27 protein-coding genes are annotated in these 24,715 nt (G+C 63.6%); 18 read left to right on the top strand and 9 right to left on the bottom strand.

Annotated elements, in window-relative coordinates:
• Positions 1–80: 80 nt before the first annotated feature.
• The 12 genes from GLW01_RS10850 (at position 81) to GLW01_RS10795 (ending at position 11,875) form a co-directional block, all read left to right on the top strand.
• Positions 81–1,697, top strand: a complete 1,617-nt coding sequence (locus GLW01_RS10850) for a GGDEF domain-containing response regulator (protein WP_160899051.1) — start codon at positions 81–83, stop codon at positions 1,695–1,697.
• A gap of 118 nt (positions 1,698–1,815) precedes the next feature.
• Entirely contained in the window at positions 1,816–2,253 is a 438-nt protein-coding gene (gene aroQ / locus GLW01_RS10845; protein ID WP_151439939.1) for a type II 3-dehydroquinate dehydratase, read from the top strand.
• Positions 2,254–2,266: 13 nt separating this feature from the next.
• On the top strand, positions 2,267–2,737 hold the full coding sequence (accB, locus tag GLW01_RS10840) for an acetyl-CoA carboxylase biotin carboxyl carrier protein (RefSeq protein ID WP_151439938.1): 471 nt from the start codon (positions 2,267–2,269) through the stop codon (positions 2,735–2,737).
• 17 nt (positions 2,738–2,754) lie between these two features.
• Positions 2,755–4,098 carry an acetyl-CoA carboxylase biotin carboxylase subunit gene (gene accC / locus GLW01_RS10835; RefSeq protein ID WP_151439937.1) on the top strand — a complete coding sequence of 448 codons (1,344 nt, stop codon included), beginning with the start codon at positions 2,755–2,757 and terminating at the stop codon, positions 4,096–4,098.
• A gap of 3 nt (positions 4,099–4,101) precedes the next feature.
• Positions 4,102–4,998: a 50S ribosomal protein L11 methyltransferase gene (prmA, locus tag GLW01_RS10830; RefSeq protein WP_151439936.1), complete on the top strand. Its 897-nt coding sequence runs from the start codon at positions 4,102–4,104 to the stop codon at positions 4,996–4,998.
• Between the two features lie 15 nt (positions 4,999–5,013).
• Positions 5,014–6,126 carry a DUF3426 domain-containing protein gene (locus GLW01_RS10825; protein ID WP_160899050.1) on the top strand — a complete coding sequence of 371 codons (1,113 nt, stop codon included), beginning with the start codon at positions 5,014–5,016 and terminating at the stop codon, positions 6,124–6,126.
• A 134-nt stretch (positions 6,127–6,260) separates the two neighbouring features.
• Entirely contained in the window at positions 6,261–7,250 is a 990-nt protein-coding gene (gene dusB, locus GLW01_RS10820; protein WP_095616560.1) for a tRNA dihydrouridine synthase DusB, read from the top strand.
• Complete coding sequence (gene fis, locus GLW01_RS10815) at positions 7,247–7,555, top strand: DNA-binding transcriptional regulator Fis (RefSeq protein ID WP_077529524.1); 309 nt, start codon at positions 7,247–7,249, stop codon at positions 7,553–7,555. Before dusB ends, fis begins: the two co-directional genes overlap by 4 nt.
• Positions 7,556–7,570: 15 nt before the next feature.
• A complete protein-coding gene (gene purH / locus GLW01_RS10810) occupies positions 7,571–9,157 on the top strand; it encodes a bifunctional phosphoribosylaminoimidazolecarboxamide formyltransferase/IMP cyclohydrolase (RefSeq protein WP_160899049.1) in 1,587 nt (528 codons plus the stop codon).
• 7 nt (positions 9,158–9,164) lie between these two features.
• Positions 9,165–10,448 carry a phosphoribosylamine--glycine ligase gene (purD, locus tag GLW01_RS10805; protein ID WP_151439933.1) on the top strand — a complete coding sequence of 428 codons (1,284 nt, stop codon included), beginning with the start codon at positions 9,165–9,167 and terminating at the stop codon, positions 10,446–10,448.
• 110 nt (positions 10,449–10,558) lie between these two features.
• Positions 10,559–11,119, top strand: a complete 561-nt coding sequence (locus GLW01_RS10800) for a Yip1 family protein (RefSeq protein ID WP_095615740.1) — start codon at positions 10,559–10,561, stop codon at positions 11,117–11,119.
• 3 nt (positions 11,120–11,122) lie between these two features.
• A complete protein-coding gene (locus tag GLW01_RS10795) occupies positions 11,123–11,875 on the top strand; it encodes a sulfite exporter TauE/SafE family protein (protein ID WP_340162453.1) in 753 nt (250 codons plus the stop codon).
• Here the strand turns inward: GLW01_RS10795 and arsH are convergent, their stop codons facing one another.
• The 5 genes from arsH to GLW01_RS10770 form a co-directional block, all read right to left on the bottom strand.
• A complete protein-coding gene (gene arsH / locus GLW01_RS10790) occupies positions 11,876–12,547 on the bottom strand; it encodes an arsenical resistance protein ArsH (protein WP_151439932.1) in 672 nt (223 codons plus the stop codon).
• 10 nt (positions 12,548–12,557) lie between these two features.
• Positions 12,558–13,592 (bottom strand): ACR3 family arsenite efflux transporter, encoded by a 1,035-nt coding sequence (gene arsB / locus GLW01_RS10785; RefSeq protein WP_160899101.1) that lies wholly within the window; start codon positions 13,590–13,592, stop codon positions 12,558–12,560.
• A gap of 35 nt (positions 13,593–13,627) precedes the next feature.
• On the bottom strand, positions 13,628–14,053 hold the full coding sequence (locus GLW01_RS10780; RefSeq protein ID WP_160899048.1) for an arsenate reductase ArsC: 426 nt from the start codon (positions 14,051–14,053) through the stop codon (positions 13,628–13,630).
• A 9-nt stretch (positions 14,054–14,062) separates the two neighbouring features.
• A complete protein-coding gene (locus GLW01_RS10775; protein ID WP_151439930.1) occupies positions 14,063–14,401 on the bottom strand; it encodes a metalloregulator ArsR/SmtB family transcription factor in 339 nt (112 codons plus the stop codon).
• Between the two features lie 76 nt (positions 14,402–14,477).
• Entirely contained in the window at positions 14,478–14,915 is a 438-nt protein-coding gene (locus GLW01_RS10770; RefSeq protein ID WP_202405676.1) for a PGPGW domain-containing protein, read from the bottom strand.
• A 172-nt stretch (positions 14,916–15,087) separates the two neighbouring features.
• Between GLW01_RS10770 and GLW01_RS10765 the strand changes: the two genes are divergently transcribed.
• From GLW01_RS10765 to GLW01_RS10750, 4 genes are read left to right on the top strand one after another with little or no spacing between them, the layout of a single operon-like run.
• A complete protein-coding gene (locus tag GLW01_RS10765; RefSeq protein ID WP_151439929.1) occupies positions 15,088–16,410 on the top strand; it encodes an SAM-dependent methyltransferase in 1,323 nt (440 codons plus the stop codon).
• Complete coding sequence (locus tag GLW01_RS10760) at positions 16,410–17,546, top strand: NAD(P)/FAD-dependent oxidoreductase (RefSeq protein WP_151439928.1); 1,137 nt, start codon at positions 16,410–16,412, stop codon at positions 17,544–17,546. Before GLW01_RS10765 ends, GLW01_RS10760 begins: the two co-directional genes overlap by 1 nt.
• Positions 17,547–18,899, top strand: a complete 1,353-nt coding sequence (locus GLW01_RS10755; RefSeq protein WP_160899047.1) for a DsbA family protein — start codon at positions 17,547–17,549, stop codon at positions 18,897–18,899.
• A complete protein-coding gene (locus tag GLW01_RS10750; protein ID WP_160899046.1) occupies positions 18,896–19,546 on the top strand; it encodes a DsbA family oxidoreductase in 651 nt (216 codons plus the stop codon). The genes GLW01_RS10755 and GLW01_RS10750 overlap by 4 nt, the downstream gene beginning before the upstream one ends.
• Positions 19,547–19,583: 37 nt before the next feature.
• Here the strand turns inward: GLW01_RS10750 and GLW01_RS10745 are convergent, their stop codons facing one another.
• Genes GLW01_RS10745 through GLW01_RS10735 form a run of 3 tightly spaced genes read right to left on the bottom strand, consistent with a single transcriptional unit; the run spans position 19,584 to position 22,440 of the window.
• The gene (locus GLW01_RS10745) at positions 19,584–20,996 is read right to left on the bottom strand and encodes an NAD(P)(+) transhydrogenase (Re/Si-specific) subunit beta (RefSeq protein WP_160899045.1); all 1,413 of its coding nucleotides are present in this window, start codon (positions 20,994–20,996) and stop codon (positions 19,584–19,586) included.
• 11 nt (positions 20,997–21,007) lie between these two features.
• On the bottom strand, positions 21,008–21,313 hold the full coding sequence (locus GLW01_RS10740; protein ID WP_077531660.1) for an NAD(P) transhydrogenase subunit alpha: 306 nt from the start codon (positions 21,311–21,313) through the stop codon (positions 21,008–21,010).
• A 2-nt stretch (positions 21,314–21,315) separates the two neighbouring features.
• Positions 21,316–22,440 (bottom strand): NAD(P) transhydrogenase subunit alpha, encoded by a 1,125-nt coding sequence (locus tag GLW01_RS10735; protein WP_160899044.1) that lies wholly within the window; start codon positions 22,438–22,440, stop codon positions 21,316–21,318.
• 103 nt (positions 22,441–22,543) lie between these two features.
• Between GLW01_RS10735 and GLW01_RS10730 the strand changes: the two genes are divergently transcribed.
• On the top strand, positions 22,544–23,287 hold the full coding sequence (locus GLW01_RS10730) for a secretin N-terminal domain-containing protein (RefSeq protein WP_160899043.1): 744 nt from the start codon (positions 22,544–22,546) through the stop codon (positions 23,285–23,287).
• Positions 23,288–23,306: 19 nt separating this feature from the next.
• Here GLW01_RS10730 and GLW01_RS10725 read toward each other — a convergent pair whose 3' ends face one another.
• Positions 23,307–23,807, bottom strand: coding sequence for a DnaJ domain-containing protein (locus GLW01_RS10725; protein WP_160899042.1), 501 nt, complete (start codon positions 23,805–23,807; stop codon positions 23,307–23,309).
• A 94-nt stretch (positions 23,808–23,901) separates the two neighbouring features.
• On the opposite strand from GLW01_RS10725, the gene GLW01_RS10720 reads away from it, so the two are divergent.
• Positions 23,902–24,711, top strand: a complete 810-nt coding sequence (locus tag GLW01_RS10720) for an inositol monophosphatase family protein (protein ID WP_160899041.1) — start codon at positions 23,902–23,904, stop codon at positions 24,709–24,711.
• Positions 24,712–24,715: the final 4 nt, after the last annotated feature.

The raw sequence follows: 24,715 nt of genomic DNA, 5'->3' as shown, positions 1-24,715 counted from the left end.
AGATTGACACAGATCCAGAATAAACGACTATAGTGAATGCACGGAATGTGACGACGCACACCAATAACAAGTCCTCAGTCATGACAGACACCAGCTCCCAGCAGGAGAAGCTGCGCCAGCACTTCGCCCGCCGCGTGACAACCCAGGCACGGGTGGTCCTCGAAACCTGGCAGAAGTTCCTGGAAGCCGGCGAACCACCACCCGGTCTGCGTGAAGACCTGATGGTCACCACGGAAAAGCTGGTCAAGTACGCCCGCCGATTCGAGATGACGGATCACGAGGCGGCTGGCGACAGCATCCGGACCGCGCTCGAGATCTGGCCCGAAGGTCGCCCCATCAACACCGAGATCCGGGAAAACCTGCAACGGGGCATGGATCAGCTCTCGCGCTGCACCCTGCGCCGCTCGGACCAGCAGGAAGACGAAACGCCCAGGACCTGGCTGCGCACGCCCATCTATCTCGCTTTCAATGACAGCGACTACGCACAGCGCATCATCCGCCAGATGGAGTTTTTCGGGTTCCGGGCCGCGGCCTTCGCAACCCCGGACGAGCTGGACGCGGAATGCGCGCGCAATAAACCCGAAACCATCGTAATCGATGTGGATTTCGGTGGCGGAGAGGCCACTGCCGGGATCGCCACCATGGAGCGTATCCAGCAACGCCATGAAACCCCCATCCCGGTGCTCTACATGAGCCGCGAGGACGGTTCCATTGAAACCCGGCTGCGGGCGGTACGCTCCGGCGGTGAGGAATTCTTCTACCAGGCCCTGGATCCGGGCCAGCTGATCGAGAAGATCGAGCACTACTCCTACGCCCATCCACCCGACCCCTACCGGGTTCTGGTGGTGGACGATTCGAAAGCCCAGGCCAAGTACATCGAGAACGTGCTCCAGAAAGCCGGCATGCGCTCGCGCGTGCTGACCGACCCCATGGAGGTCATTAACGCGCTGGACGAATTCTCACCGGAAATCATCATCCTGGACATGTACATGCCGGGGTGTACCGGCACCGAACTGGCCAAGGTCATCCGCCAGCAGGACCATCTTCACAGCGTGCCCATCATCTACCTCTCCGCCGAAGAGGATGTCTCCAAGCAGCTGCATGCCATGAGCATGGGTGGCGACGATTTCCTGACCAAACCCATTGATGCCAAGCACCTGGTGGCCACCCTGCACAACCGCGGCCGGCGGGCACGCTCGCTGCTGGCACTGATGATCCGCGACAGCCTTACCGGCCTGTACAATCACACCCACACACTGAGCCTGCTCGAATCCGAGATCAGCCGGGCCCACCAGAGCGGCCAGCCTCTGACCTTCGTCATGCTGGATCTCGATCATTTCAAGCGGATCAACGACACCTACGGCCATCCCATCGGCGACCGGATCCTCAAGAGCCTGTCCCTGTTCCTCAAGCAGCGCCTGCGCAAAACCGACCACATCGGCCGCTATGGCGGCGAGGAGTTCGCCATCGTGCTGCCGGACACCCGCGAGGAGGATGCGCTGGGCGTCATGAACGAGATCCGCGAGAAGTTCAGCCAGCTGCGCCAGCCGGCCGCGGGCACCGATTTCCATGTGACCTTCTCCTGCGGGGTGGCCCAGTGGCGGGGCGAATCGCCCCAGGAGCTGTGCGAGCGTGCCGACACCCTGCTCTATGGCGCCAAAAGCGAGGGCCGCAACCAGGTCGTTGCAGGAGATTGATATTTCGTATCACCGCTATTGATCTACGGCTAACATGCGTTCACACTTTCCTGAACGTGCCCGGATCTTAGCGCGAAAACACAAAAACCGACGCAAAATAAGCCGAAAAGAAACAATTATGGCCACGATCCTCGTCCTCCACGGCCCCAACCTGAACCGGCTCGGCACGCGCGAGCCGGGCACCTATGGGGCGGCCACACTGGCGGATATCAACCAGCGTCTGCACGAGCAGACCAGCGAGGCCGGCCATCACCTGCTCACACTCCAGAGCAACGCCGAATACGAGCTCATTGAACGGATCCATGACGCGGCCGATGAAGGCATCGACTTCATCCTTTTCAATCCCGCCGCTTTCACGCATACCAGTGTGGCCCTGCGGGATGCCCTGCTGGCCGCCGCGATACCGTTCATTGAGGTGCATCTTTCCAACGTGCATGCACGCGAGCCCTTCCGCCATCACTCCTTTTTCTCGGATATTGCCGAGGGCGTGATCAGCGGATTCGGGGCAGAGGGCTATGAACTGGCCCTGACCGCCGCATGCCGCAAACTGAGGTGAATGAGAGCCCCATATGGACATTCGCAAAGTCAAGAAACTGATCGAGCTTCTGGAAGAATCCGACGTCGAGGAACTTGAGATCCAGGAAGGCGAGGATTCGGTCCGGATCAGCCGTCGCCGCGCCGACACCGTGACCATGGCCGCGCCCGCCCCGGCCCCCGCGCCCCAGCAGGCGGCACCGGCGCCCCAGCCCCAGCAGAGCGCTGGCAGCGGACAGGCGGAGGAGAAGACCGAACCGGACGAACCCCAGGGTCACCTGGTACGCTCACCCATGGTGGGTACCTTCTACCGGGCGCCCTCGCCCACAGCCGCCTCCTTCGTGGAAGTGGGCCAGAAGGTACACTCCGGTGACGCCCTCTGTATTGTCGAGGCCATGAAGATGATGAATCAGATCGAGGCCGACATCAGCGGAACCGTCTCCCAGATTCTGGTCGAAGACGGCGAGCCCGTTGAATACGACCAGCCCATGTTCGTCATCACCTGACAGCGAAGCGCCGCATCATGATCAATAAAGTACTGATTGCGAACCGGGGCGAGATCGCCCTGCGCATATTGCGGGCCTGCAAGGAACTGGGCATCCGCACCGTAGCCGTGCATTCACGCGTGGACCGCGACCTGATGCACGTCCGCCTGGCGGATGAGTCCGTGTGCATCGGACCCAACAGCGCCGCCGACAGCTATCTCAACATCCCCGCCATCATCAGTGCCGCTGAGGTAACGGACGCCGACGCCATCCACCCCGGCTATGGCTTCCTGGCCGAAAACGCCGACTTTGCCGAGCAGGTCGAGAAGAGTGGCTTCCGCTTCATCGGTCCCTCCGCCGAGACCATCCGGCTCATGGGCAACAAGGTTTCCGCCATCCGCTCCATGGTCAAGGCCGGCGTCCCCACGGTTCCGGGCTCCAATGGCCCGCTGACCGACGACGAGGAGCGCACCCGCCAGGTCGCCCGTGAAATCGGCTATCCGGTCCTGATCAAGGCCGCCTCCGGCGGTGGCGGACGCGGCATGCAGGTGGTGCACACCGAACACGCCCTGCTCAAGGGCGTGCATGTGACCCAGCGTGAGGCCCGCGGCGCCTTCGGCGACGAAACGGTCTATCTGGAGAAGTACCTGGAACGCCCCCGGCATGTGGAAGTGCAGGTGCTTGCGGACCAGCACGGCAACGTCATCCACCTGGGCGACCGCGACTGTTCCCTGCAGCGCCGCCACCAGAAGATCATCGAGGAAGCACCCGCGCCGCACATCGATCCTGAAGCCCGGGAGCGCACGCTCCAGGCCTGCCTCGACGCCTGCCGCGAGATCGGCTATGTGGGCGCCGGCACCTTCGAGTTCCTGTACCAGGACGGCGAGTACTTCTTCATCGAGATGAACACCCGTGTCCAGGTGGAGCACCCGGTTTCGGAGATGGTCACCGGTGTCGATATCGTAGCCGAACAGATCCGTGCGGCCGCCGGCGAGAAGCTGCGCTACCGCCAGGAGGACATCGAGATCCGCGGCCATGCGCTGGAATGCCGCATCAACGCCGAGGATCCCAAAACCTTCTCGCCCAGCCCGGGCCATGTGGAACGGTTCCACCCACCGGGCGGGCTTGGCGTGCGCGTGGACTCGCACCTGTATTCCGGCTACAGCATCCCGCCGTACTACGACTCCCTGGTGGGCAAGCTCATCACATTCGGCGAGAGCCGCGACATCTGCCTCACCCGCATGCACAACGCGCTGGATGAGCTGGTCGTCATCGGCATCAAGACCAACGGATCACTGCACCAGCGGCTGGTTCGTGATGAAGGCTTCCGCAGCGGAGACATCACGATCCACTACCTGGAACAGCTGATCCGAAGGGACTGAGCCATGGCTTGGGTCCAGCTCCACATCCAGTCGGACAGTGAGCATGCCGAGCTGCTGGAACAGATGCTGCTCGAGGCCGGTGCCGAGGCCGTGAGCATGGAAGACAGCGAGGATACCCCGCTCTATGAACCGGAGCGGGGCAGTACGCCGTTGTGGGACAGCACCACGGTTACCGGGCTGTTCCAGGGCGACGCTGATCTCGCCGGCGTCCAGGCCCAGGTGGCGGAAGCCTACCACTCAGCCACCCAGACCCACCTGGAATCCATGGAAACGGAACTGCTTGAGGACCGGGAATGGGAACGGGCCTGGATGGATGACTTCCGGCCCGAACGCTTCGGCAACCGCCTCTGGATCTGCCCGAGCTGGCAGGATCCGCCGGAACCGGATGCGGTGAACATCACCCTGGACCCTGGGCTGGCATTCGGCTCCGGCACACACCCCACCACCCGGCTCTGCCTGGAATGGCTGGACGCCAACCCAGTCAGGGATCTGGAAGTCGTGGATTACGGCTGCGGCTCCGGCATCCTCGGGCTGGCGGCGCTCAAACTGGGCGCCCGGCACGTTGTCGGCACCGACAACGACCCTCAGGCTCTGGATGCCAGTCGTGACAACGCCCGGCGCAACGGCATTCCCGATGACGCCCTGGCGCTGTATGCCCCGGAGGACCAGCCGGATACCCGCTGTGACCTGATGCTTGCCAACATACTGGCCCAGCCATTACTGTCTCTGGCACCAACACTGGCCGGTCAGGTACGGCCGGGCGGACGGATTGTGCTTTCCGGCATCCTGTCCAGCCAGGCCGACTCGATCAGTGATCGCTATGCCCACTGGTTCCACATGCAGTCACCGACGGAACAGGAAGGCTGGATCTGCCTGACCGGCACGCGCCACACGGACTGAAGTGGAGCCGACTGCATGGCCACAGAATCGGAAACCCTCACCCGCTGCCCCTACTGCCAGACGCGGTTCCGGGTAACCCCACGCCAGATAGAGGCGGCCAGGGGACGGGTACGCTGTGGCCACTGCCTGTACGTGTTCAATGCCGTTGAACACGCCGAGCCGGAAGAAGACCCCACCACCAAACCCCAGTCCACAGCCCCACAGGAGCCGTCTTCCGGAACGGAAACCGACGCGGACGACCTGGTCTTCGACGACAACCCGGAGGAGGACGCCCAGGATAGCCGCTACGCCGGCCACGACGAGCTCGAGGAAGAAGCTTTCAGCGAGGACTTCCTGGCGCTGGATGCCGGCGACCGTTCGGGCTTCCGCAGCGAGCTCGACGACCTGGATTCCCGGGAACAGCTGGAGGATGATGAAAGCTGGGCGGAGTCACTCCTGCAGGAGGTCGAGAGTGAACCGACCGAAGCCCCCGACAAGCCCGACTCCCCTGCCCCGGAACCACCGCCCCGGGAAAAGACGCCTGACCCGGAGCCCGAGCTGGAACCTGGTCCCCGACCGGAACCCCGGAATACAGCCCCTAGCGGGCCGGACTGGCAATCACTGAGCACCGACCCCATTGTCACCAGTCGGCCCGACCGCTGGCGCTGGCTGCGCAGACTGGCATGGCTGCTGGGCATTGCCGGTATGGCCGCCCTTCTCGTCTACCAGCTGGGCTGGTACCGTTTCGAACGGCTGGCGCTCTACGAGCCGATCCGCCCCTGGTACGAGCAGGCCTGCGAATGGGCTGGGTGTGAGCTGCCCCCCCTGGTCGCCACCGACGCGCTGGAACCGCGCCGCCTCGTGGTCCGCAGCCATCCGGACATGGCCAATGCCCTTCTGCTGGAGGTCACTATTGTCAACGAAGCCGGCTTTGACCAGCCGTGGCCCGCCATCGCCCTGAGCTTCTCCAACCTCAACAACGATGTGGTGGCCCAGCGCGTTTTCCAGCCACAGGCCTACCTGGCGGACGACGAAGCAGAACGTGGCCGCATTCCCTCCGGGGAGGGGCGGCGTATCCGTCTGGGACTTCAGGACCCGGGCAAGGACGCCATCAATTACCGGATCGACTTCCTCCCCGCGCGTCAATAGTCCCGACCCAAAAATACTCGGTTTTTCAGCCAGCCATCCCCTTTAATGGGATGAGAGCCCAGAGTATCATTGTCTCCCCCTGAGCTGGTCGAGATTTGACCAACCCGCACGGATCCAATCACCGGGAGAACGCTGTGGTCGCCATTGGCCCCCATACGCTGCCCAACAACCTGGTTCTGGCCCCCATGGCGGGTGTCACGGACAGACCCTTCCGGCTCCTGTGCCGCAGAATGGGTGCTGGTCTCGCCATCTCGGAAATGGTTACAGCGGACGCCAGCCTGTGGAGTTCGCGCAAATCCCGCCAGCGGATGGACCACGACGGGGAATCTGAGCCCATCGCGGTCCAGATCGCGGGCGGCGATGCCCCGATGCTGGCCGAGGCCGCCCGTTTCAACGTCGCCAATGGCGCCCGGATCATCGACATCAACATGGGTTGCCCCGCCAAGAAGGTCTGCAACAAGGCCGCGGGATCCGCGCTGATGCGCGATGAAGCCCTGGTGCGCGAGATTCTGGAATCCGTCGCGGCGGCCGTGGATGTGCCGGTCACGCTCAAGATGCGCACCGGCTGGGACCGGGATAACAAGAACGCGGTGACCATCGCACGCATGGCCGAAGACGCCGGCATTGCCGCACTGGCGGTACACGGGCGAACCCGGGCCGACGCCTATAAGGGCGAGGCGGAATACGGGACCATCGCTCAGGTCAAGCAGGCGGTGGATATCCCCGTCTTCGCCAACGGCGATGTGGACACCCCCCGCAAAGCCGCACAGGTTCTGCGGGAAACCGGCACCGATGGCCTGTTCATCGGTCGGGCCGCCCAGGGCAGGCCCTGGCTCTTCCGCCAGATCAACCACTATCTGGCCACGGGCGAGGAGCTCCCGGACCCCGGAGCGGAGGAAATCCGCAACATCCTGATGGGGCACGTGGAGGCGCTGCACGCCTTCTATGGCGAGTACATCGGGCTGCGGGTGGCACGCAAGCACGTGGGCTGGTACCTGCAGGCCCGTGATCCGGACAAGACATTCCGCCGGCACTTCAACCGCATTGAGGACGCCGGCGCGCAGCTTCAGCTGCTCGATCATTACTTTCAAGGCATCCAGACAGAAGAGGTACGTGTCGCATGAGCACTGAATTCATGGCCGAGGACAACCGGGCCCGGCAAACCGACGAGCCCCTCACAACGGCGGCCGGCAACGGTCAGACCGTCACACTGCGCGACAGCGTGGAACAGGCTCTGGAGAACTACTTCTCCCAGCTCGACGGCGCGCCGGTCAGCGACGTCTACCAGCTGGTGCTGTCCGAGGTGGAAGCGCCGCTGCTGGAGAAGGTCATGGAATACACCGGTGACAACCAGACGCGCGCCTCCGCCATGCTCGGTCTCAACCGGGGCACCCTGCGCAAGAAGCTCAAGCAGTACGGCCTGCTGTAAGGAATCGGAGCCATCATGACGGAACAGCCAAATGCGACCCCCATACGCCGGGCGCTGATCAGCGTCTCGGATAAGACCGGTATTGTTGAATTCGCCCAGGCCCTGCGCGAGCGCGGCGTGGAGATCCTCTCCACCGGCGGCACTTTCCGGCTTCTGACCAGCAGTGGTATCGAGGCGAAGGAAGTCTCCGACCACACCGGCTTCCCGGAAATCATGGGTGGCCGGGTCAAGACGCTGCACCCGCTCATCCATGGCGGCATCCTTGGCCGCCGTGGCACGGACGACAGCGTTATGGCGGAACAGGGAATCGACCCCATCGACATGGTGGTCGTGAACCTCTACCCCTTCGAACAGACCGTTGCCGACCCGGACTGCGACCTGCCCACCGCCATCGAGAACATCGACATCGGCGGGCCAGGCATGCTCCGCGCTGCTGCCAAGAACCACCAGGATGTTGCTGTTGTCGTGAATGCCGACGATTACGACCCCATCCTGAATGAAATGGATGCCAACGACGGCGGTCTACGCAGCGCCACGCGCTTTGACCTGGCCACCCGGGCCTTTGAGCACACCGCCGCCTACGACGGCGCCATCGCCAACTACCTGGGCGGCCGGCTGGACAGCCAGGCGGAGCCGGATCCCTTCCCGCGCACCTTCAACAACCAGTTCGAAAAGGTGCAGGACATGCGTTACGGCGAGAACCCGCACCAGAGTGCCGCGTTCTACCGTGAACGTGGCGCTACCGAGGCGTCCGTCTCAACCGCGCACCAGTTCCAGGGCAAGGCCCTGTCCTACAACAACGTGGCGGACACCGACGCCGCCCTGGAATGCGTCAAGCCCTTCGCGGATCCGGCCTGCGTGATCGTCAAGCACGCCAACCCCTGTGGGGTGGCCATCGGCTCGGACCTGAAGCAGGCCTACGAACTGGCCTTCGCCACCGACCCGACCTCATCCTTCGGCGGCATCATCGCCTTCAACCGCCCCCTGGATCCGGAAGCGGCGGCTGCGATCATCGAACGCCAGTTCGTGGAAGTGATCATCGCACCGGAAATCACGCCGGAGGCAGCGGAGGTGCTGGCAGCCAAAAAGAACGTGCGCGTTCTGGCCTGTGGCCCCTTCAATGACGAACGGATTGCGGCCTGGGACTACAAGCGGGTCACCGGTGGCCTGTTGGTTCAGGACCGGGATCTGGGCATGGTCGATGAGAACACCCTGCAGATGGTGACCGACCGTTCGCCCTCACAGGACGAACTGGAAGATCTGCTGTTCGCCTGGGAAGTGGCCAAGTACGTCAAGTCCAACGCCATCGTCTACGCCCGCCATGGCCGCACCATCGGCATTGGCGCCGGCCAGATGAGCCGTGTCTACAGTGCGCGCATTGCCGGCATCAAGGCCGCCGACGAAGGGCTTGAAGTCAAGGGCTCGGTCATGGCCTCGGATGCCTTCTTCCCGTTCCGGGACGGCATCGACCAGGCGGCCGAAGCGGGCATCCAGGCGGTGATCCAGCCCGGCGGCTCCATGCGCGATCAGGAAGTGATCGACGCCGCCAACGAGCACGGCATCGCCATGGTCTTCACCGGCATGCGTCACTTCCGGCATTGAGGTGCTTATGCAGATCCTGATCATCGGCGGCGGTGGCCGTGAACACGCACTGGCCTGGAAGGCGGCCCAGTCACCGCAGGTCCAGCAGGTGTACGCCGCGCCCGGCAATGCCGGGACCGCCCGTGAGCCGGGTGTTGAGAACGTGGCGCTGGCGGACGACGACATTGATGGCCTCGTTGATTTTGCCACGAACAGGACCATTGACCTGGTCATCGTCGGTCCCGAGGCGCCACTGGTTGCGGGTATCAGTGACCGGCTGCGTGCAGCCGGCATAGCCGTTTTCGGTCCCAGTGAAGCCGCCGCCCAGCTGGAAGGGTCCAAGAGCTTCGCCAAGGACTTCCTGGCGCGCCACAGCATCCCCACTGCCGACTACCGGACCTTTGGGGACATGGAGGCGGCACTGGAGTACCTGCGTGAGAAAGGTGCGCCCATTGTGGTCAAGGCGGACGGCCTGGCCGCCGGCAAGGGCGTGATCGTGGCGGAGACCCTGGCCGAGGGGGAAGATGCCGTGCGCGACATGCTCGCCGGCAACACCTTCGGCGATGCCGGCCACCGCGTGGTCATCGAGGAATGCCTGGCCGGCGAGGAAGCCAGCTTCATCGCCATGGTGGATGGCTCCAACATCCTGCCACTGGCCAGCAGCCAGGACCACAAACGGGTGGGCGATGGCGACACCGGCGCCAACACCGGTGGCATGGGCGCCTATTCCCCTGCCCCCGTGGTTACGGAGGAGGTCCACGAACGCATCATGCGGGAAGTCATCGAGCCCACGGTTGCCGGCATGGCGGACGAGGGCCACCCCTACACAGGCTTCCTGTACGCTGGGCTCATGATCACCCCCAACGGCTCCCCCAAGGTCATCGAGTTCAACTGCCGGCTGGGCGACCCGGAAACCCAGCCGCTGCTGATGCGGCTGCGCTCGGACCTCGTCCAACTCTGCCTCGCCGCCACCCAGGGTGGACTGGGCCGGCAGCAGTGCGACTGGGATGAGCGCCCCGCCCTGGGCGTGGTGATGGCCGCCGGCGGCTACCCCGCCAAATACCGTAAGGGCGATGCCATCACCGGCCTGGATGACCTGGACGGCGACGGCCTCAAGGTTTTCCACGCCGGCACCCAGCAGGAGGCTGATGGTCGTGTGACCACCGCCGGCGGCCGGGTCCTGTGCGTAACCGCGCTGGGCGGAACGGTCGAGCAGGCCCAGAAGGCGGCCTATGCGGGCGTTGATCGCATCCGGTGGGACGACGCCTACTGCCGGCGGGATATCGGCTTCCGCGCGCTCAACCGGGACTGATTCGGCACTCCGCAGACCAGGGGCGTATCGGCTGTCTGACAGCGAGACTCCTTGACACCCCTGGTTTCCAGGCCAACTATGCAAGACATGAGAGGAAAAGGAGACCCATCATGTCGCCGTTAATGCTGTTCCGGCTGATCCTTCCATCCAGCGGCGCATGGGCCAGGCTGCGCGATCATCCGCCCTCTGTTCTGGCGCTTATCCTGTTCCCCGTCCTGCCTCTGGCCCTGATTCCACCGATCATGCTCTATCAGGCGGGCACAGGTTATCCGGAAGCCTTCGGCGACGCCTTCGCCGGGCGCGAATGGGGCTACATCACCATCATCCTTTTCCTCGCGGAACTGCTGACGTTCGCCGTCATGGGCTGGCTGATCCATGAAGTGGGCAATACCCGCAGCGCCCACATCAGTGCCCACAGTGCCTACCTGGTGGCCGCCGTTGCGCCCGTTCCCATGTGGCTTTCCGCGTTTGCGCTCTTCGTTCCGAGCCTGACGGTCATAACAAGCATCGCCCTGATCGGACTGATATGGAGCTGCGCCATCGTTTTCCGGGGGATAAGCCACCTCTGCCGGATTGGAGCGGACGTGGAGGCCATGTCGATCACCTACACGGTTATGGCGGCAAGCGTGCTGGCCTGGGGTCTGCTGCTGGCAATCATCTGGGGTCTGTAAAGCGTGGAGCCCCTGCTCACCTGGACAATGCTGGTGGCGGCAGCCTTTCTGGGGGGCGGCCTCAATGCCGTAGCCGGGGGCGGCAGCTTCTTCACCTTCCCGGCGTTGGTCTGGGCCGGCGTACCGCCGGTAGCCGCCAACGCCTCCGGGACCATGGCGCTGCTCCCCGGCTACATGGCCAGCACCTGGGGGTTCCGCGAGGATCTGAAGGCACCGGAGCAACTCTCCATGGCAGCAGTCCTGGCCACCAGCCTGATCGGTGGCAGCCTCGGAGCCGGCCTTCTACTGATCACACCGGATGCGGTCTTCAGCGATATCGTCCCCTGGCTGCTGCTGGCCGCCACCCTGCTGTTCGCCCTCGGGCCACGCCTGCTGCGTAACCTGAATACCAGCGGAGGCGAGTCCCGCCCTGGCGTCCAGATCACAGCACTTCTGGCGGTCTGTATCTACGGCGGCTACTTCAATGGCGGCCTCGGAATCGTGCTTCTGGCCACTTTCGGGCTGCTCGGCCACACCGGTCTCAACCGGATGCAGGGCCTCAAGAACCTCATCTCCGCCGTACTTACCGCCATCGCCGTGGCACTCTATGCCATCGGCGGGGCCATTATCTGGATCAAGGCCCTGGTCATGATGATCTCGGCGGTGGCGGGCGGCTATGTGGTCGCAAGGGTAGCCCGGAAGCTGCCGGAGGCGACCATACGCGCCGTGGTCATCGTCACGGGCGCGATCATGACAGCGGTGTTCTTCCTCAACTGATCAGTCTTCCGCCTTACGCTCCGAATAACGGCTGACCAGATACTCCGAGCGATCACGCAGCAGCAGGGTAAACTTCACCAGCTCCTCCATCACGTCCACTACCCGGTCGTAGAGCGGTGACGGCAGCATCCGGCCCGCCTCATCGAATTCCTGGTAGGCCTTGGGCACGGAGGACTGGTTGGGGATGGTGATCATGCGCATCCAGCGCCCGAGGATACGCAGGTTGTTCACCGCGTTGAACGACTGGGAACCGCCGGAGACCTGCATCACCGCCAGGGTCCGTCCCTGGGTGGGCCGCACGCCGCCGACCGAAAGCGGCAGCCAGTCGATCTGGGTCTTCATGATCCCGGTCATGTTGCCATGACGCTCCGGGCTGACCCAGACGTGCGCCTCGGACCACTGGGAAAGCTCCCGAAGTTCCTGCACCTTGGGGTGATCCGCCTCCGCATCGTCCGGCAGCGGCAGGCCCGAGGGATTGAACATTCGGGTCTCGGCGCCGAACTCATGCAGAAGGCGCTGCGCCTCCTCGGCCAGGAAGCGGCTGTAGGAACGCTCCCGGAGCGAGCCGTAGAGCAGCAGGACCCGTGGCGGATGAGCGCTTCCGGGGCTGTTGAGTTTCTCAAGATCCGGATGATCCAGAAAGGTCCGGTTCACGTTGGGTAGATCCACCATTCGATACACCTCAGCCCTGGCTGGTTCCCGGAAAATACTGACGGGTATGGTTCGCAATCCAGACCAGCCCCAGCATCAGTGGCACCTCGACCAGCACGCCGACCACCGTGGCCAGTGCCGCACCGGACTGCAGCCCGAAGAGCGAAATGGCCGCAGCCACGGCCAGCTCAAAGAAGTTGCTGGCCCCGATCATGGCCCCCGGCGCCGCCACGCTATGCGGGACTTTCCAGGCCCTGGCCCAGCCGTAGGCAATCACGAAGATCAGGAAGGTCTGAAGAATGAGCGGCACTGCGATCAGCGCAATGTGCACCGGGTTCTGGAGGATCACCTCGCCCTGGAAGGCAAACAACAGCACCAGCGTCAGGATCAGGCCAACGGGTGTCACGGGGCCCAGACGCTTCATGAAGACGTTCTCGAAGTAATCACTCCCCTTCCTGGCAATGACATAACGACGCGTGGCATAGCCGGCCGTCAGCGGAATCACGATGTAGAGGAAGACCGAAAGCGCAATGGTGTCCCAGGGCACCATGATGTTGGACAGCCCCAGAAGCACCATCACGATGGGGGCGAAGGCGAACAGCATAATGATGTCGTTAAGCGATACCTGAACCAGCGTATAGGCCGCATCGCCACGGGTCAGGTAACTCCAGACGAACACCATGGCCGTGCAGGGGGCGGCCCCCAACAGGATGGCCCCGGCCAGGTACTGGCGTGCCATATCCTCGGCAATGAAGGGCGCGAACACCACCAGCAGGAAGAACCACGCAATGGCGAACATGGTGAAGGGCTTGATCAGCCAGTTCACCGCCGTGGTAATCACCAACCCCCTGGGCTGGCGACGCACGCCCGCGATGGAGGCGAAATCCACCTGCACCATCATCGGGAAGATCATGGCCCAGATCAGGACCGCTACCGGAATCGACACCTGCGCGTATTCAAAACGCGACAGCACATCAGGCACCACTGGCGCGAACTGCCCCAGTGCAATACCAATCACAATCGCAAGCGCCACCCAGACCGACAGGTAACGCTCGAACAGACCCATGCCCTCCTTGATGTTCGGGGTATCCTCAGTGGTACTCACGCCTGGCCTCCATCAACGTCATCGCGAATCAGGCATTCAACCCGTGCCCTTATATCATCCCGAACGTTACGGAACTGCTGCATGATCCTGTCCTCCGACCCCAGGGCTTTTGCCGGGTCCGGCAGTCCCCAATGGCGCTTGATCGTCCCTGGGGGCAGTATCGGGCAGGACTCATCGGCATCACCGCAGACCGTCACCACCAGATCCGCCCATTCCAGGTGCGCATCCGTCAGGAGGGTGGACGCCTGATCACGGATATCCACGCCAGCCTCATCCATCGCCTTGATGGCCCTCGGGTTCTGGCCATGGGCTTCCAGACCGGCGGAATCCACGCTCACGCGATCCCCGGCCAGATGCCGCAGGACCCCCTCGGCCATCTGGGAGCGGCAGGAGTTACCGGTACACACGAACAACACATTCATCACCAAACCTCATTGGGCCGCATCCAGGGAAGGACGTTGGGTCATGCATGAAAGGCGGGCACTGAGCTCACCCAGATCCCGCGCCTCCAGCGCCGCGCGCAGGACCTGGCGGGCCCAGTCCGGAAGGTCCGTGGCCAGACGGTAATGCACCCACTGCCCACGGCGCTCATCCTGCACAATGCCCTGATCCCGGAGCTGGGAGAGGTGGCGCGAGATACGCGGCTGTGAAAGCTCAAGGGCCGCAACCAGCTCGCAGACACAGAGCCGCCCTTCCTGCTCAAGGAGCAACAGGCTGTTCAACCGGGTGGTGTCTGAAAGCGCTCGAAAAAACTGCTCCGGCGTAACCATATCCGCATATCCATATATGTACAATCGCAACTCTACACGGAATAAGGCGCAATGAAAAGATCCGCACGCCCGGGATCTACAGCGACGGAAACTCGAGCTCGGGCACTCCCCAGCGCCGCCGGATCCAGTTGATGGACCGGAACACCGCCGGGCGCTCAACCACCCAGCGCTCCAGGCGGTATTTGCCCGGGAAATTGAGAAGCGTCAGCGAGATGAGGATGGTCAGAAGGCCCTGCCCCGGCAGCACCAGCATCGCGATCCCCGCAAACAGAAGGATCAGGCCCAGAAGGTTCTTGAGGATGAGTGCCAGCAGCCCCAGCAGCGGATAGCGGCCCTGGAGGAGATAGCGCCGGCGCCGCGGCCGGGTGAAATAGTCCGACGGAATCCGGGCGATGACGAACGGCACCGCCACCAGCGTGGCCACAAACATCAGGAGGGAAACGCCCCCAAGGGCCCACAGGAAGGTTTCATGGCGCTCAAACCAGCGGACCAGCATTGCAAACAGTGCTTCCATCGGTTGCTCCCGGAAAACCAGCGCCAAGGCTAGCGCGTTCCGCGGCCACTGCGAAGGCCCTTGGAGAACGCCAACGTGGCCCCCATCACATCCTGCAGTTGCCGCATGAACTGATCACTTCCTATACTCGATACCGTATGGGGAGATAACAACCGGATGCTGGAGGGCACCTATGGAACAGAAAACCCCTCAAAGGGAAACGGCACGGTCATTCCGAAGTGACCGCTTTTCACCGCTGGGCCTGACCCAGTCACTCATTGAGCCGAACAGCACAGCCACCGGCGCCGAGCGCTGGATGGCGGAGAAATTCCTGTCGGTGGCCGGCAATCCGCCCCTGACCCTGGATCTATGGGGAACCCAGGAGATCACGCCTTCCGGGCAGAGCCCATGTTACCGCCTGCGGGTGGCGGACCGTTCCGCCCTGTATGAACTGATGACCAACCCGAACCTGGCCTTCGGCGACCTCTACAGCGAAGGGCGGCTGGAGATGGACGGCCACATGCCGGATCTTCTCACGGATCTCTACCGCTCACTGGACCAGGCCTACGAGAAGCTGCCGCTGTTCCTGCGCATGCTCTGGCGCGACCAGGCGCCGCGCTCGACCAGCCTCAAGGCGGCCCGGGACAACATCCACCACCATTACGACATGGGCAACGATTTCTACCAGCTATGGCTGGACCGGGCCCAGATGCAGTACACCTGCGCCTACTACGAGGAACCGGACATCACCCTGGAACAAGCCCAGCTCGCCAAGCTTGAGCTGGTCTGCCGCAAGCTGCAGCTCAAGCCCGGCGAGACCGTGGTGGAAGCCGGCTGTGGCTGGGGCGGACTCGCCCGCTACATGGCGAAGCACTACGGCGTGAAGGTGCGCGCGTTCAACATTTCCGAGGAACAGGTGACCTTCGCGCGCGAAAAAGCGAAGGAGGAAGGCCTGGAAAACCAGGTGGAGTACGTGCTGGACGATTACCGCAACATCTCCGGCCTGTACGACCGATTCGTTTCCGTGGGCATGCTCGAGCATGTGGGAACCGACTACTATCCGGACCTGGCCGCGGTCATCCGCCGGCACATGAAGACCGAGGGCCTGGCGCTGGTTCATTCCATCGGGCGCAACTACCCGATGCGCACCAACGCCTGGATCGAGAAGCGGATCTTCCCCGGCGCCTATCCACCCAGCATCACCGAATTCACCAGTATCGGCGAGGCCGGTCCCTTCTCGGTGCTGGATGTGGAGAACCTGCGGCTGCACTACGCCGAAACCCTGGAGGACTGGCTCGCCCGCTTTGAGGCCAACATCGACACCGTGCGCGAGATGTACGGTGAGAACTTCGTCCGGGCCTGGCGCCTCTACCTGGCCGGCTCGATCGCCTCGTTCCGGGCGAACGCACTCCAGCTGTTCCAGATGGTGCTGGCGCACCCCGAGAACAACAATGTGCCACGTAACCGTAAACACCTCTACACCAGCTCCAACGTGCCGCCGGAGGACAGTTACTGATGGTACAGCGCTATGATGCACTGATCGTTGGTGGTGGGCCGGCCGGCTCCACCATGGCACAGACCCTGACACAGCGGGGCTACCATACCCTGGTGGTCGACAAGCAGACCTTCCCCCGGGATAAGACCTGCGCGGGCTGGGTCACGCCCGCCGTGCTGGAGCTCCTGGCCATCAACCCGGATGACTACCGGCGGGAGAACATCATGCAGCCCATCCATCGCTTCCGCATCGGCATGATGGGGCAGAAGGCGGTGGAGAATGACCATGGCAGCGAGCCCGTCAGCTACGGCATCCGCCGCTGTGAGTTCGACCACTACCTGCTCGAGCGCAGCGGCAGCGATCGGGCCGAGGGCGTCAAATTCAAGTCCCTGGAACGCACCGACGACGGCGAATGGTGCCTGAACGGCGAGTACCAGGCGCCGCTGGTCATTGGCGCCGGTGGTCACTTCTGCCCGGTGGCGGCCACAATCGGGGAAGGCCCCGGCAGCCACGAAACCTCGGTGACCGCCAAGGAAGTAGAGTTCGAGATGACGCCGGAGCAGGCCCGGCACTGCCGGGTCCGCGAGGATACCCCGGAACTCTGGTTCTGTCGGGACCTGATGGGCTACGCCTGGGTCTTCCGCAAGGACAACTTCCTCAACATAGGCCTGGGGCGTGAGGACCCGGATGACCTCAAGCAGCACCTCAATGACTTCGTTGCCAGGATGCAGGCCGAGGAACGTATCCCGGAGGACCTGCCCGGGAAGTTCAAGGGCCATGCCTACCTGCTCTACGACCACGCGGAGAGACCACTGATCGATGACGGTATTCTCCTGATCGGCGATTCCGCCGGCCTCGCTTACACCCAGAGCGGCGAAGGCATCCGGCCGGCCGTGGAGTCCGCCTTCCTGGCGGCGGACGTCATTCAGCAAGCACCGGATTACCGGGCTGCCAGCCTCCAGCCCTACGCCGACCGCCTGCGCGAGCGTTTCGGCACCCGCGAGGTGGAGCACGAGGGCGGCGGCCTGGACCTTCCGGACTGGGCCAAACTGCGCATCGCCCCGGCGCTCATGAAAACGCACTGGTTCACGCGCCGGGTGGTAACCGAACGCTGGTTCCTGCACGAACATGTCCCGGCGCTGGAGACCGCCTCCTGAATGAAATCCGCATTGATGCCCTATGCGGCCCGTTTTGTCAGCAGTCCGCTCGTACACAACCTCCGGCGCGGCCTGCAGGCAAGGCAGGCTCGACGTAAGGGACAGGAACGACAGGTCGATGTGTATCTCAACCCGAGGGATCCACACGGCTACGTGCTGCTGCAGGTCCTGCCCTCTCTGGCGGAGCGTTTCGGTCTGAACTACCGCGTTTTCACAGTCGAGGCGCTGCAGGATGACATGTTCCCCGAGCGCGACCTCTGGCAGTCCTGGGCCGTGGCCGATGCCCGCGACCTCGCCCGCCTGTACCGGCTGGACTTCCCGGAGACCGCTCCCGCGTTGACGGAAGAGGCCGTTCACGCAGCAGCCTGCCGTATGACCCGAGCCGAAAAGGACCCGGACTTCCTGGATGAAGCGCTCGCGGCCCTGCGCGGGCTATGGCACGGCGACCCACCACTGCCGACGCCCACGCCGGAGGAATCCGAACAGGCCCGTGCTGCCATCGCCCGCAATGAGCAGCACCTTCAGCAAGCAGGCCATTACCTGGGCGCCATGCTGCACTACGAGGGTGAGTGGTTCTGGGGGCTGGACCGGCTCGACCACCTGGAACGGCGCCTGATTGCCAAGGGGTATGCCCGCCATGCCAATGAGAGCGCCCGTTTCGTGCGCACCTGGGCGGACCTCTGCCGAAAGCCGAAACCGGCCACGCCAGTGACCACACCCCTTGAGATCTTCTTCTCCATGCGCAGCCCCTATTCCTACCTGGGGCTTGAACGGGCCAAACAGCTGGCGGACTATTTCGGTTGCCCCCTGCAGGTCCGGCCCGTTCTGCCCATGCTCATGCGCGGCCAGGCGGTGCCACCGGCCAAGAAGTGGTACATCTTCAGGGACACCAAACGGGAAGCCGAAAAACTCGGTATCCCGTATGGCTTCGTCGCCGATCCGCTGGGTGCCGGGGTTGAACGCTGCTATGCGCTTTTCCCCTATGCCCGGGAACAGGGGCTGGAGGTTACCTTGATGATGACTTTTGCGCGCGCGGTGAACGCCCGGGGTATCCGTTCCGAGACCGACAGGGGCCTCCGGCGCATTGTTGAGGATGCCGGCCTGGACTGGACCGAAGCCCGCCAGTGGCTGGACAGCGAAGACTGGCGTGACGAAGTGGAAGCCAACTGCCAGGAACTCTACCGGATCGGCCTCTGGGGCGTACCCGGGTTCCGCTTCGGCGACGTCACGGCCTGGGGCCAGGACCGGCTGTGGCTGATCCAGGAAGCCATGCGTGGCGGGGATTGTACCCATCCCGAGCGATCCCCAGAATCAGGGCAGCAGTCATCCCAGAACCAGGCCGTTTCCCCATGACAACCCTGCATATCGACATCGTCTCCGACATTGCCTGCCCCTGGTGCGCCATTGGCTATGCCCGTCTGGAGCAGGCGATGGACCAGGTTGCCGGCGAATGCAATTTCACGGTGAGCTGGCATCCGTTTGAACTCAACCCGGACAAGGACGCCGACGGCGAACCCATCCTGCAGGCCCTGAGCCGCAAGTACGGCCGCAGCCCCGAAGAAATGGAGAAGGCCCAGAACGACATGGCGGCCATTGCCCATGAACTCGGCCTGAATTTCGAGCACATGCAGGAGCGCTACACCCGGAATACCTTCAACGCACACCGGCTGGTCATGTGGGCCGGCGAACAGAACCGCCAGACCGAGATGAAAAAGGCCTTCTTTGAGGCCTATTTCGGGCGCGCGGCCGATATTTCAGACGATGGGGTACTGCTGGAATGCGTGGCCGCCATCGGCCTGGATACGGGCGAGGCGCGCCGGGTCCTGGATGAGGGCGACTTCGCGGAAGCAGTCCGGAAGGAAGAGGCCTATTACCAGAAAGCCGGCATCTCCGCCGTCCCGGCCTACGTCATCAACCAGCAGTACCTGATCTCCGGTGCCCAGGAGCCGGACTACCTGGTGCAGGCTTTCCGGGACATCCAGGCCGGCACTGCCGCGTGACAGGGTGCGATGCCCGTGGCGGGCATCGCTTCCGGCGCTACCCCAGAGACTTCACCGCCTCAATCATCTCCACCATGACCTTCTGGGCATCGCCATAGACCATGTGGGTGTTGTCCGCGAAGAAGAGCTCGTTCTCGACGCCGCTGTACCCCCTGCCCTGACCGCGCTTGACCACGAAGGCTTGCTGGGCATAGTCCACGTTCAGGATGGGCATGCCATAGATGGGGCTGGACTCGTTGGTGCGCGCCGCGGGGTTCACCACGTCATTGGCGCCGATCACCAGGGCCGCATCCGACAACGCGAACTCCTCGTTGATGTCCTCCAGGTCATGGATGATGTCATAGGGAATGCCGGCCTCTGCCAGCAGTACGTTCATGTGCCCCGGCATGCGTCCGGCCACCGGGTGGATGGCGAAGGCCACCTCGACACCCTGCTTCTGCAGCAGTTTCACGAACTCGTAAAGCTTGTGCTGGGCCTGCGCCACCGCCAGGCCATAGCCAGGCACGATGATCACCTTCGAGCCGTAGTACATGGAGATGGCGGCATCCGATGCATCCACCGATTTCATGGAGCCCTCGATACCGCCGGAGCCATCGTCTTCCTCACCGAAGTTCGAGAAGATGACGTTGCTCACCGAGCGGTTCATGGCCTTCGCCATCAGGAACGTCAGCAGCGTGCCGGCGGACCCCACCACGGTACCGGCAATGATCATCGCCGGGTTCTGGAGCACGAAGCCCTCAAACGCCACGGCCAGGCCGGTGAAGGCATTGTAGAGCGAAATGACCACCGGCATGTCCGCGCCGCCGATGGGCGTGGTCAGCAGCACCCCCAGCACCAGGGCGGCAATGAAAAAGAGCGTGATGCCGGTGGTGGGCACGCCACCGGCACCGACGATCAGGACATAGAGCGCAAACAGCGCGGCCAGCGCCAGCAGCCCACCATTAACCAATTGCTGGGTGCTGAAACGCAGGGTCCTTTTGAGCCGTCCGTCCAGCTTGGCCCAGGCGACGATCGAGCCCGAGAGGGCCACCGCGCCGATCAGACCGCCAACCAGCGCCAGAACCGTCACCACGAAACCGTAGTGCTGGGCATTACCGGAATACAGCTCCACGGCCGCAATGGCCGCGGCCGCACCACCGCCCATGCCGTTGTAGAGCGCCACCATCTGCGGCATCCCCGTCATCTCGACGCGCTTGCCACTGCGCCAGGCCCAGGCCACACCGATCCCCAATGCGACCAGGGCCAGCAGGAAATTGGTACCAAGGTGCTCCGAAGCCGCCGGGCGTACGTCGAAGGCATACAGGAAGGCGGCCGCGACCGCGATCACCATGCCCCAGCCCGCAACACGGATACCGGAGGGTGCGGTCACGGGGCTCGCCATGCGCTTGAGCCCGTAGATGAACAGCAGGGTTGCGACAAAGAAAGCCGCTGCGATCAGGAAACTCACCATGATTGTGCCCCTCAGTCCTGCCGGTCACTGGATTTGAACATGTCGAGCATGCGGTCGGTTACCACGTAACCGCCGGCCGCGTTACCCGCGCCCAGCAGGACGCCGATGAAACCGATCGTCTGCTCCAGCGGTGTAGCGGCATTGAGCAGGGCCCAGATGGCGCCCACCACCACAATGCCGTGCACAAAGTTGGAGCCGGACATCAGCGGCGTATGCAGGATCGCCGGCACCCGTCCGATGATCTCGTAGCCGGTGAAGGCCGCCAGCATGAAGATATAGAGCGCAACAAAGCCGGTAATGGCCGTGGTGGCATCCATGATCAGTCCCCCCTGACGGCTTCAGCCGCCACTTCGTCCCGGATTTCGCCCGCGTGCGTCAGGCACGAGCGGGCAATGACCTCGTCTTCCCAGTTGAGCTGGATCTCGCCATCAGCGACGATCAGCCCCAGGAAGTTGAGCAGGTTCTTGGCGTAGAGTTCAGACGCGTGCTCGGCCAGCAGACTGGGCACGTTCAGTGGGGCCACAATGGTCACGCTGCCCTCCTCCACCGTCTCGCCCGGCTGCGTCAGCGGCGTGTTACCGCCACCGTCGGCCGCCAGATCCACGATCACGGCGCCTGGTTTCATACCCCGGATCTGTTCCTCACTGAGCACCTTCGGGCTTTCCTGCCCCGGTATATTCGCGGTGGTGATCACCGCATCCGCGTTCTGGACATGGCGTGTCACCACTTCCGCCGCCCGGGCTTTCTCCTCATCGGTTAGTTCCCGGGCATAACCGCCCTCGCCAGTCGCGGAGACGCCGGTGTCCACGAACTTCGCGCCCAGCGATTCCACCTGCTCCGCGGCCTCGCTGCGCACGTCATAGCCTTCCACCATGGCTCCCAGGCGCCGCGCGGTAGCAATGGCCTGCAACCCTGCGACACCGGCACCGATGACCAACACCTTGGCCGGACGGATGGACCCCACCGCCGTGGTCATCATGGGCAGGATACGATGCAGGTTGGTTGCCGCCAGAAGCCCGCCGTAATAGCCCGCCAAGGCGGCCTGGGTGGAGAGCGCGTCCATGGCCTGAGCGCGCGTGATGCGCGGCACCCGATCCATGGCAAAACAGGTAACCTCCTGCTCCACCAGTGCTTCCACGACCTTGGGATCCCGGTGCGCGTAGACAAAGGACAGAAGGATACTGCCCTTTTTCATCTTCCGGATCTCGGACGGGCTGGGGGCCTGAACGCTGAGCACGATATCCGCCTTGCCCAGCTCCAGCTTCCCTACATGGATGCCGGCATTCTCATAGGCCTCGTCCGGAATCCGGGCCGCTTCACCAGCCCCCTTCTGGATACGGATCTCAGTCCCCAGCTTTTCCAGCTTGGGCGCCACCGCGGGTACCACGGCCACCCGCTTCTCGTTGGCCCGTGTCTCCCGGGGCGCAGTGATGGTCACCGTCATAACGGCACTCCCTCGTTAGCAGGATGCTATCCTGAGCGTGAAACGGTCGCGCACCTGTTGCCGGTGCGATACCCTGAGCATAGATGGCATTCCATGGAATATCATGAAACCAGTCAACCGCAACCTTATTCTGGCCTGTCTGTCACTGCTGCTGGCCATACCGGCCGCATTCGCCGCTCCGGAAAGCCATGTGTTTGAACTGGAGAACCGGCGGGCTCAGACGGTAGTCCCCCAGCTCCGCAACCTCTACGGGGATGACATAAAACTCTCGCCGGACGGACAGACCCTGATGGTGCGCGCTGAGCCCGAACAGCTCGCCGAGATCAAGACCCTGCTCAAGCAGATCGACCAGCCCGTACGCCAGGTACGCCTCTCCCTGCGCCACCGGAAGATGGCATCGGGTGAGGACGACAACCGTGGCAGCAGCCGTGTCTACAGTACCCGGAAGGACTCGACGCGCTCACTGGTGGTCCAGGACCAGCAGATCGCACAGATCTCGTCCGGTCGTATCGCGCGGCTGCCCGTGGCGGCGCGTGGTGGCAGGAACCCGATGGTGATTCTTGAGGAAGTGGACATGACCAGCGGCTTCCTTGTGCGCCCCACGGTGCTCAGCGAGAACCAGGTGGAGCTGCACATCACCGCCATCCGCAACGAGCCCGTACCGGGCCAGCCGGATTACAAAACGGCCGGTGTGGTGACCATCCGCCGGGTAAACCCCGGCGAATGGGTGGAGCTGGGTGAGGAGCGCCGGAGTATCCGGGATCAGAAGGGCAGCCGGGTCTACAGTACACAGTCAAAAGGCAGCCGACTCTGGGAAGTAAAGGTGAACGTACTTCCGGCCCGCTGAGTACCGCCGGAAACCCGCTTTACCGCAGGGTCTTCAGCAGCACCTCCTTGGCCTCATTCACCCTTGCAGCCAGCTCATCACTGCCACCGTGGTCCGGATGCACCTTCTGGATCAGCCGCCGGTGCGCCTTCACGATCTCATCCCGGCCGGCATCCACGGGCAGATTGAGAACATCCCGTGCCTGCTCCGGATCCATACGGCCCGAGCTGGGCGGCGCCTGCTGGCCACTGTCATACTCCTGCCCGCTATCCGCGCCGCCCCCGGCATTACGGATACGGCGCCACAGAAGCCAGAGCTGGAAGGCGCGCCAGCCACGATGCGCAAAGGGCACGAGTGCCGCCAGCAGCCCTCCGATCACATGCAGCCGCCCGGTGACCACCAGCAGCGTACAGAGGGCGCCCACCGCCACGGCTACGCCCCAGAACAGCCCCTTGCGCTTTTCCGCCGGATCCAGGCGCGCCCACTGGCGCAGCAGCAGGAAGAGCAGGACGGTAAGAACAAGGCCTAGAATCAGATGCATAGGGTTTCCGTTTTGTGGCCATACCGGGGGCCGGAGTACACTACGCGGCAGACCGACCCAATCCGCCATATCCTACCAGAGGGGCCGCACCTCAATGCATGACGACCTGAACGCCATTACCGAATTCGCCGAGGAAACAGCCATCCAGGCCGGTGAGCTCATCATCCAGGAGCGCCGTCAGGGCAGCATGGAGCACAATTATAAGGATGCCACCGAACTGGTGACCCAGGCGGACATCAAGGCGGACGAGTTCATCGCTCAGCGCATTCGTAACGCCTACCCCGGTCACCGCATCCTCTCCGAGGAAGCCATGCCCGACCTGACACAGGCGGAGAACCTTGATACACCGCTGTGGATCGTTGACCCCATCGACGGAACGGTGAACTACGCCTACGGCCATGGCCAGGTGGCGGTGTCCATCGCCTACGCCGAAAAGGGGCGGGTCCGGACCGGCGTGGTCCACTGCCCCTTCCAGCAGGAAACCTTCATGGCAACCCATGGTCAGGGGGCGCTGCTCAACCGCATGCCGATTGAGGTCTCCGGCGCCACCAACCTGCGCCAGAGCCTGATCGCCACCGGCTTCCCCTACGGTAAGGATGAGATTCCGACCCTGATCCGGCGCCTGGAAAGGGTGCTCACCGAGTGCCGTGACATCCGGCGCATCGGCTCCGCAGCCGTGGACATCTGCTGGGTGGCCTGTGGCCGGCTGGATGGTTACTACGAGAGCGTCAGCCCCTGGGACTTCGCCGCAGCCCGGCTGATCGCGCTGGAAGCCGGCGCCACCTGTGGTCACTTCTCGGAAGTACCGGAGGGCTATCCAGAGGATCTGTGGGGGCGGGATATCATCATCACCGCACCCGGCATCCACGCCAGCCTCAAGCCCCTGCTTCCGGAGCCAGACTGAACGG

The sequence above is a fragment of the Vreelandella halophila genome (assembly GCF_009856365.1).
Taxonomy (GTDB): Bacteria; Pseudomonadota; Gammaproteobacteria; order Pseudomonadales; family Oleiphilaceae; genus Halospina; species Halospina utahensis_B.
This window is presented reverse-complemented; position numbering and strand designations above follow the sequence as displayed.

Bases quoted from the DNA above. Each gene is read 5' to 3' on its own strand.
- GLW01_RS10735 (WP_160899044.1), bottom strand. From the start codon at position 22,440: ATGACGGTGACCATCACTGCGCCCCGGGAGACACGGGCCAACGAGAAG.
- GLW01_RS10755 (WP_160899047.1), top strand. From the start codon at position 17,547: ATGAAATCCGCATTGATGCCCTATGCGGCCCGTTTTGTCAGCAGTCCG.
- GLW01_RS10780 (WP_160899048.1), bottom strand. From the start codon at position 14,053: ATGAATGTGTTGTTCGTGTGTACCGGTAACTCCTGCCGCTCCCAGATG.
- GLW01_RS10720 (WP_160899041.1), top strand. From the start codon at position 23,902: ATGCATGACGACCTGAACGCCATTACCGAATTCGCCGAGGAAACAGCC.
- GLW01_RS10800 (WP_095615740.1), top strand. From the start codon at position 10,559: ATGTCGCCGTTAATGCTGTTCCGGCTGATCCTTCCATCCAGCGGCGCA.
- GLW01_RS10765 (WP_151439929.1), top strand. From the start codon at position 15,088: ATGGAACAGAAAACCCCTCAAAGGGAAACGGCACGGTCATTCCGAAGT.
- arsH (WP_151439932.1), bottom strand. From the start codon at position 12,547: ATGGTGGATCTACCCAACGTGAACCGGACCTTTCTGGATCATCCGGAT.
- accB (WP_151439938.1), top strand. From the start codon at position 2,267: ATGGACATTCGCAAAGTCAAGAAACTGATCGAGCTTCTGGAAGAATCC.
- GLW01_RS10730 (WP_160899043.1), top strand. From the start codon at position 22,544: ATGAAACCAGTCAACCGCAACCTTATTCTGGCCTGTCTGTCACTGCTG.
- GLW01_RS10745 (WP_160899045.1), bottom strand. From the start codon at position 20,996: ATGGTGAGTTTCCTGATCGCAGCGGCTTTCTTTGTCGCAACCCTGCTG.
- aroQ (WP_151439939.1), top strand. From the start codon at position 1,816: ATGGCCACGATCCTCGTCCTCCACGGCCCCAACCTGAACCGGCTCGGC.
- GLW01_RS10825 (WP_160899050.1), top strand. From the start codon at position 5,014: ATGGCCACAGAATCGGAAACCCTCACCCGCTGCCCCTACTGCCAGACG.
- arsB (WP_160899101.1), bottom strand. From the start codon at position 13,592: ATGGGTCTGTTCGAGCGTTACCTGTCGGTCTGGGTGGCGCTTGCGATT.
- GLW01_RS10850 (WP_160899051.1), top strand. From the start codon at position 81: ATGACAGACACCAGCTCCCAGCAGGAGAAGCTGCGCCAGCACTTCGCC.
- GLW01_RS10725 (WP_160899042.1), bottom strand. From the start codon at position 23,807: ATGCATCTGATTCTAGGCCTTGTTCTTACCGTCCTGCTCTTCCTGCTG.
- fis (WP_077529524.1), top strand. From the start codon at position 7,247: ATGAGCACTGAATTCATGGCCGAGGACAACCGGGCCCGGCAAACCGAC.
- GLW01_RS10760 (WP_151439928.1), top strand. From the start codon at position 16,410: ATGGTACAGCGCTATGATGCACTGATCGTTGGTGGTGGGCCGGCCGGC.
- GLW01_RS10740 (WP_077531660.1), bottom strand. From the start codon at position 21,313: ATGGATGCCACCACGGCCATTACCGGCTTTGTTGCGCTCTATATCTTC.
- accC (WP_151439937.1), top strand. From the start codon at position 2,755: ATGATCAATAAAGTACTGATTGCGAACCGGGGCGAGATCGCCCTGCGC.
- prmA (WP_151439936.1), top strand. From the start codon at position 4,102: ATGGCTTGGGTCCAGCTCCACATCCAGTCGGACAGTGAGCATGCCGAG.
- GLW01_RS10770 (WP_202405676.1), bottom strand. From the start codon at position 14,915: ATGGAAGCACTGTTTGCAATGCTGGTCCGCTGGTTTGAGCGCCATGAA.
- GLW01_RS10775 (WP_151439930.1), bottom strand. From the start codon at position 14,401: ATGGTTACGCCGGAGCAGTTTTTTCGAGCGCTTTCAGACACCACCCGG.
- purH (WP_160899049.1), top strand. From the start codon at position 7,571: ATGACGGAACAGCCAAATGCGACCCCCATACGCCGGGCGCTGATCAGC.
- purD (WP_151439933.1), top strand. From the start codon at position 9,165: ATGCAGATCCTGATCATCGGCGGCGGTGGCCGTGAACACGCACTGGCC.
- GLW01_RS10750 (WP_160899046.1), top strand. From the start codon at position 18,896: ATGACAACCCTGCATATCGACATCGTCTCCGACATTGCCTGCCCCTGG.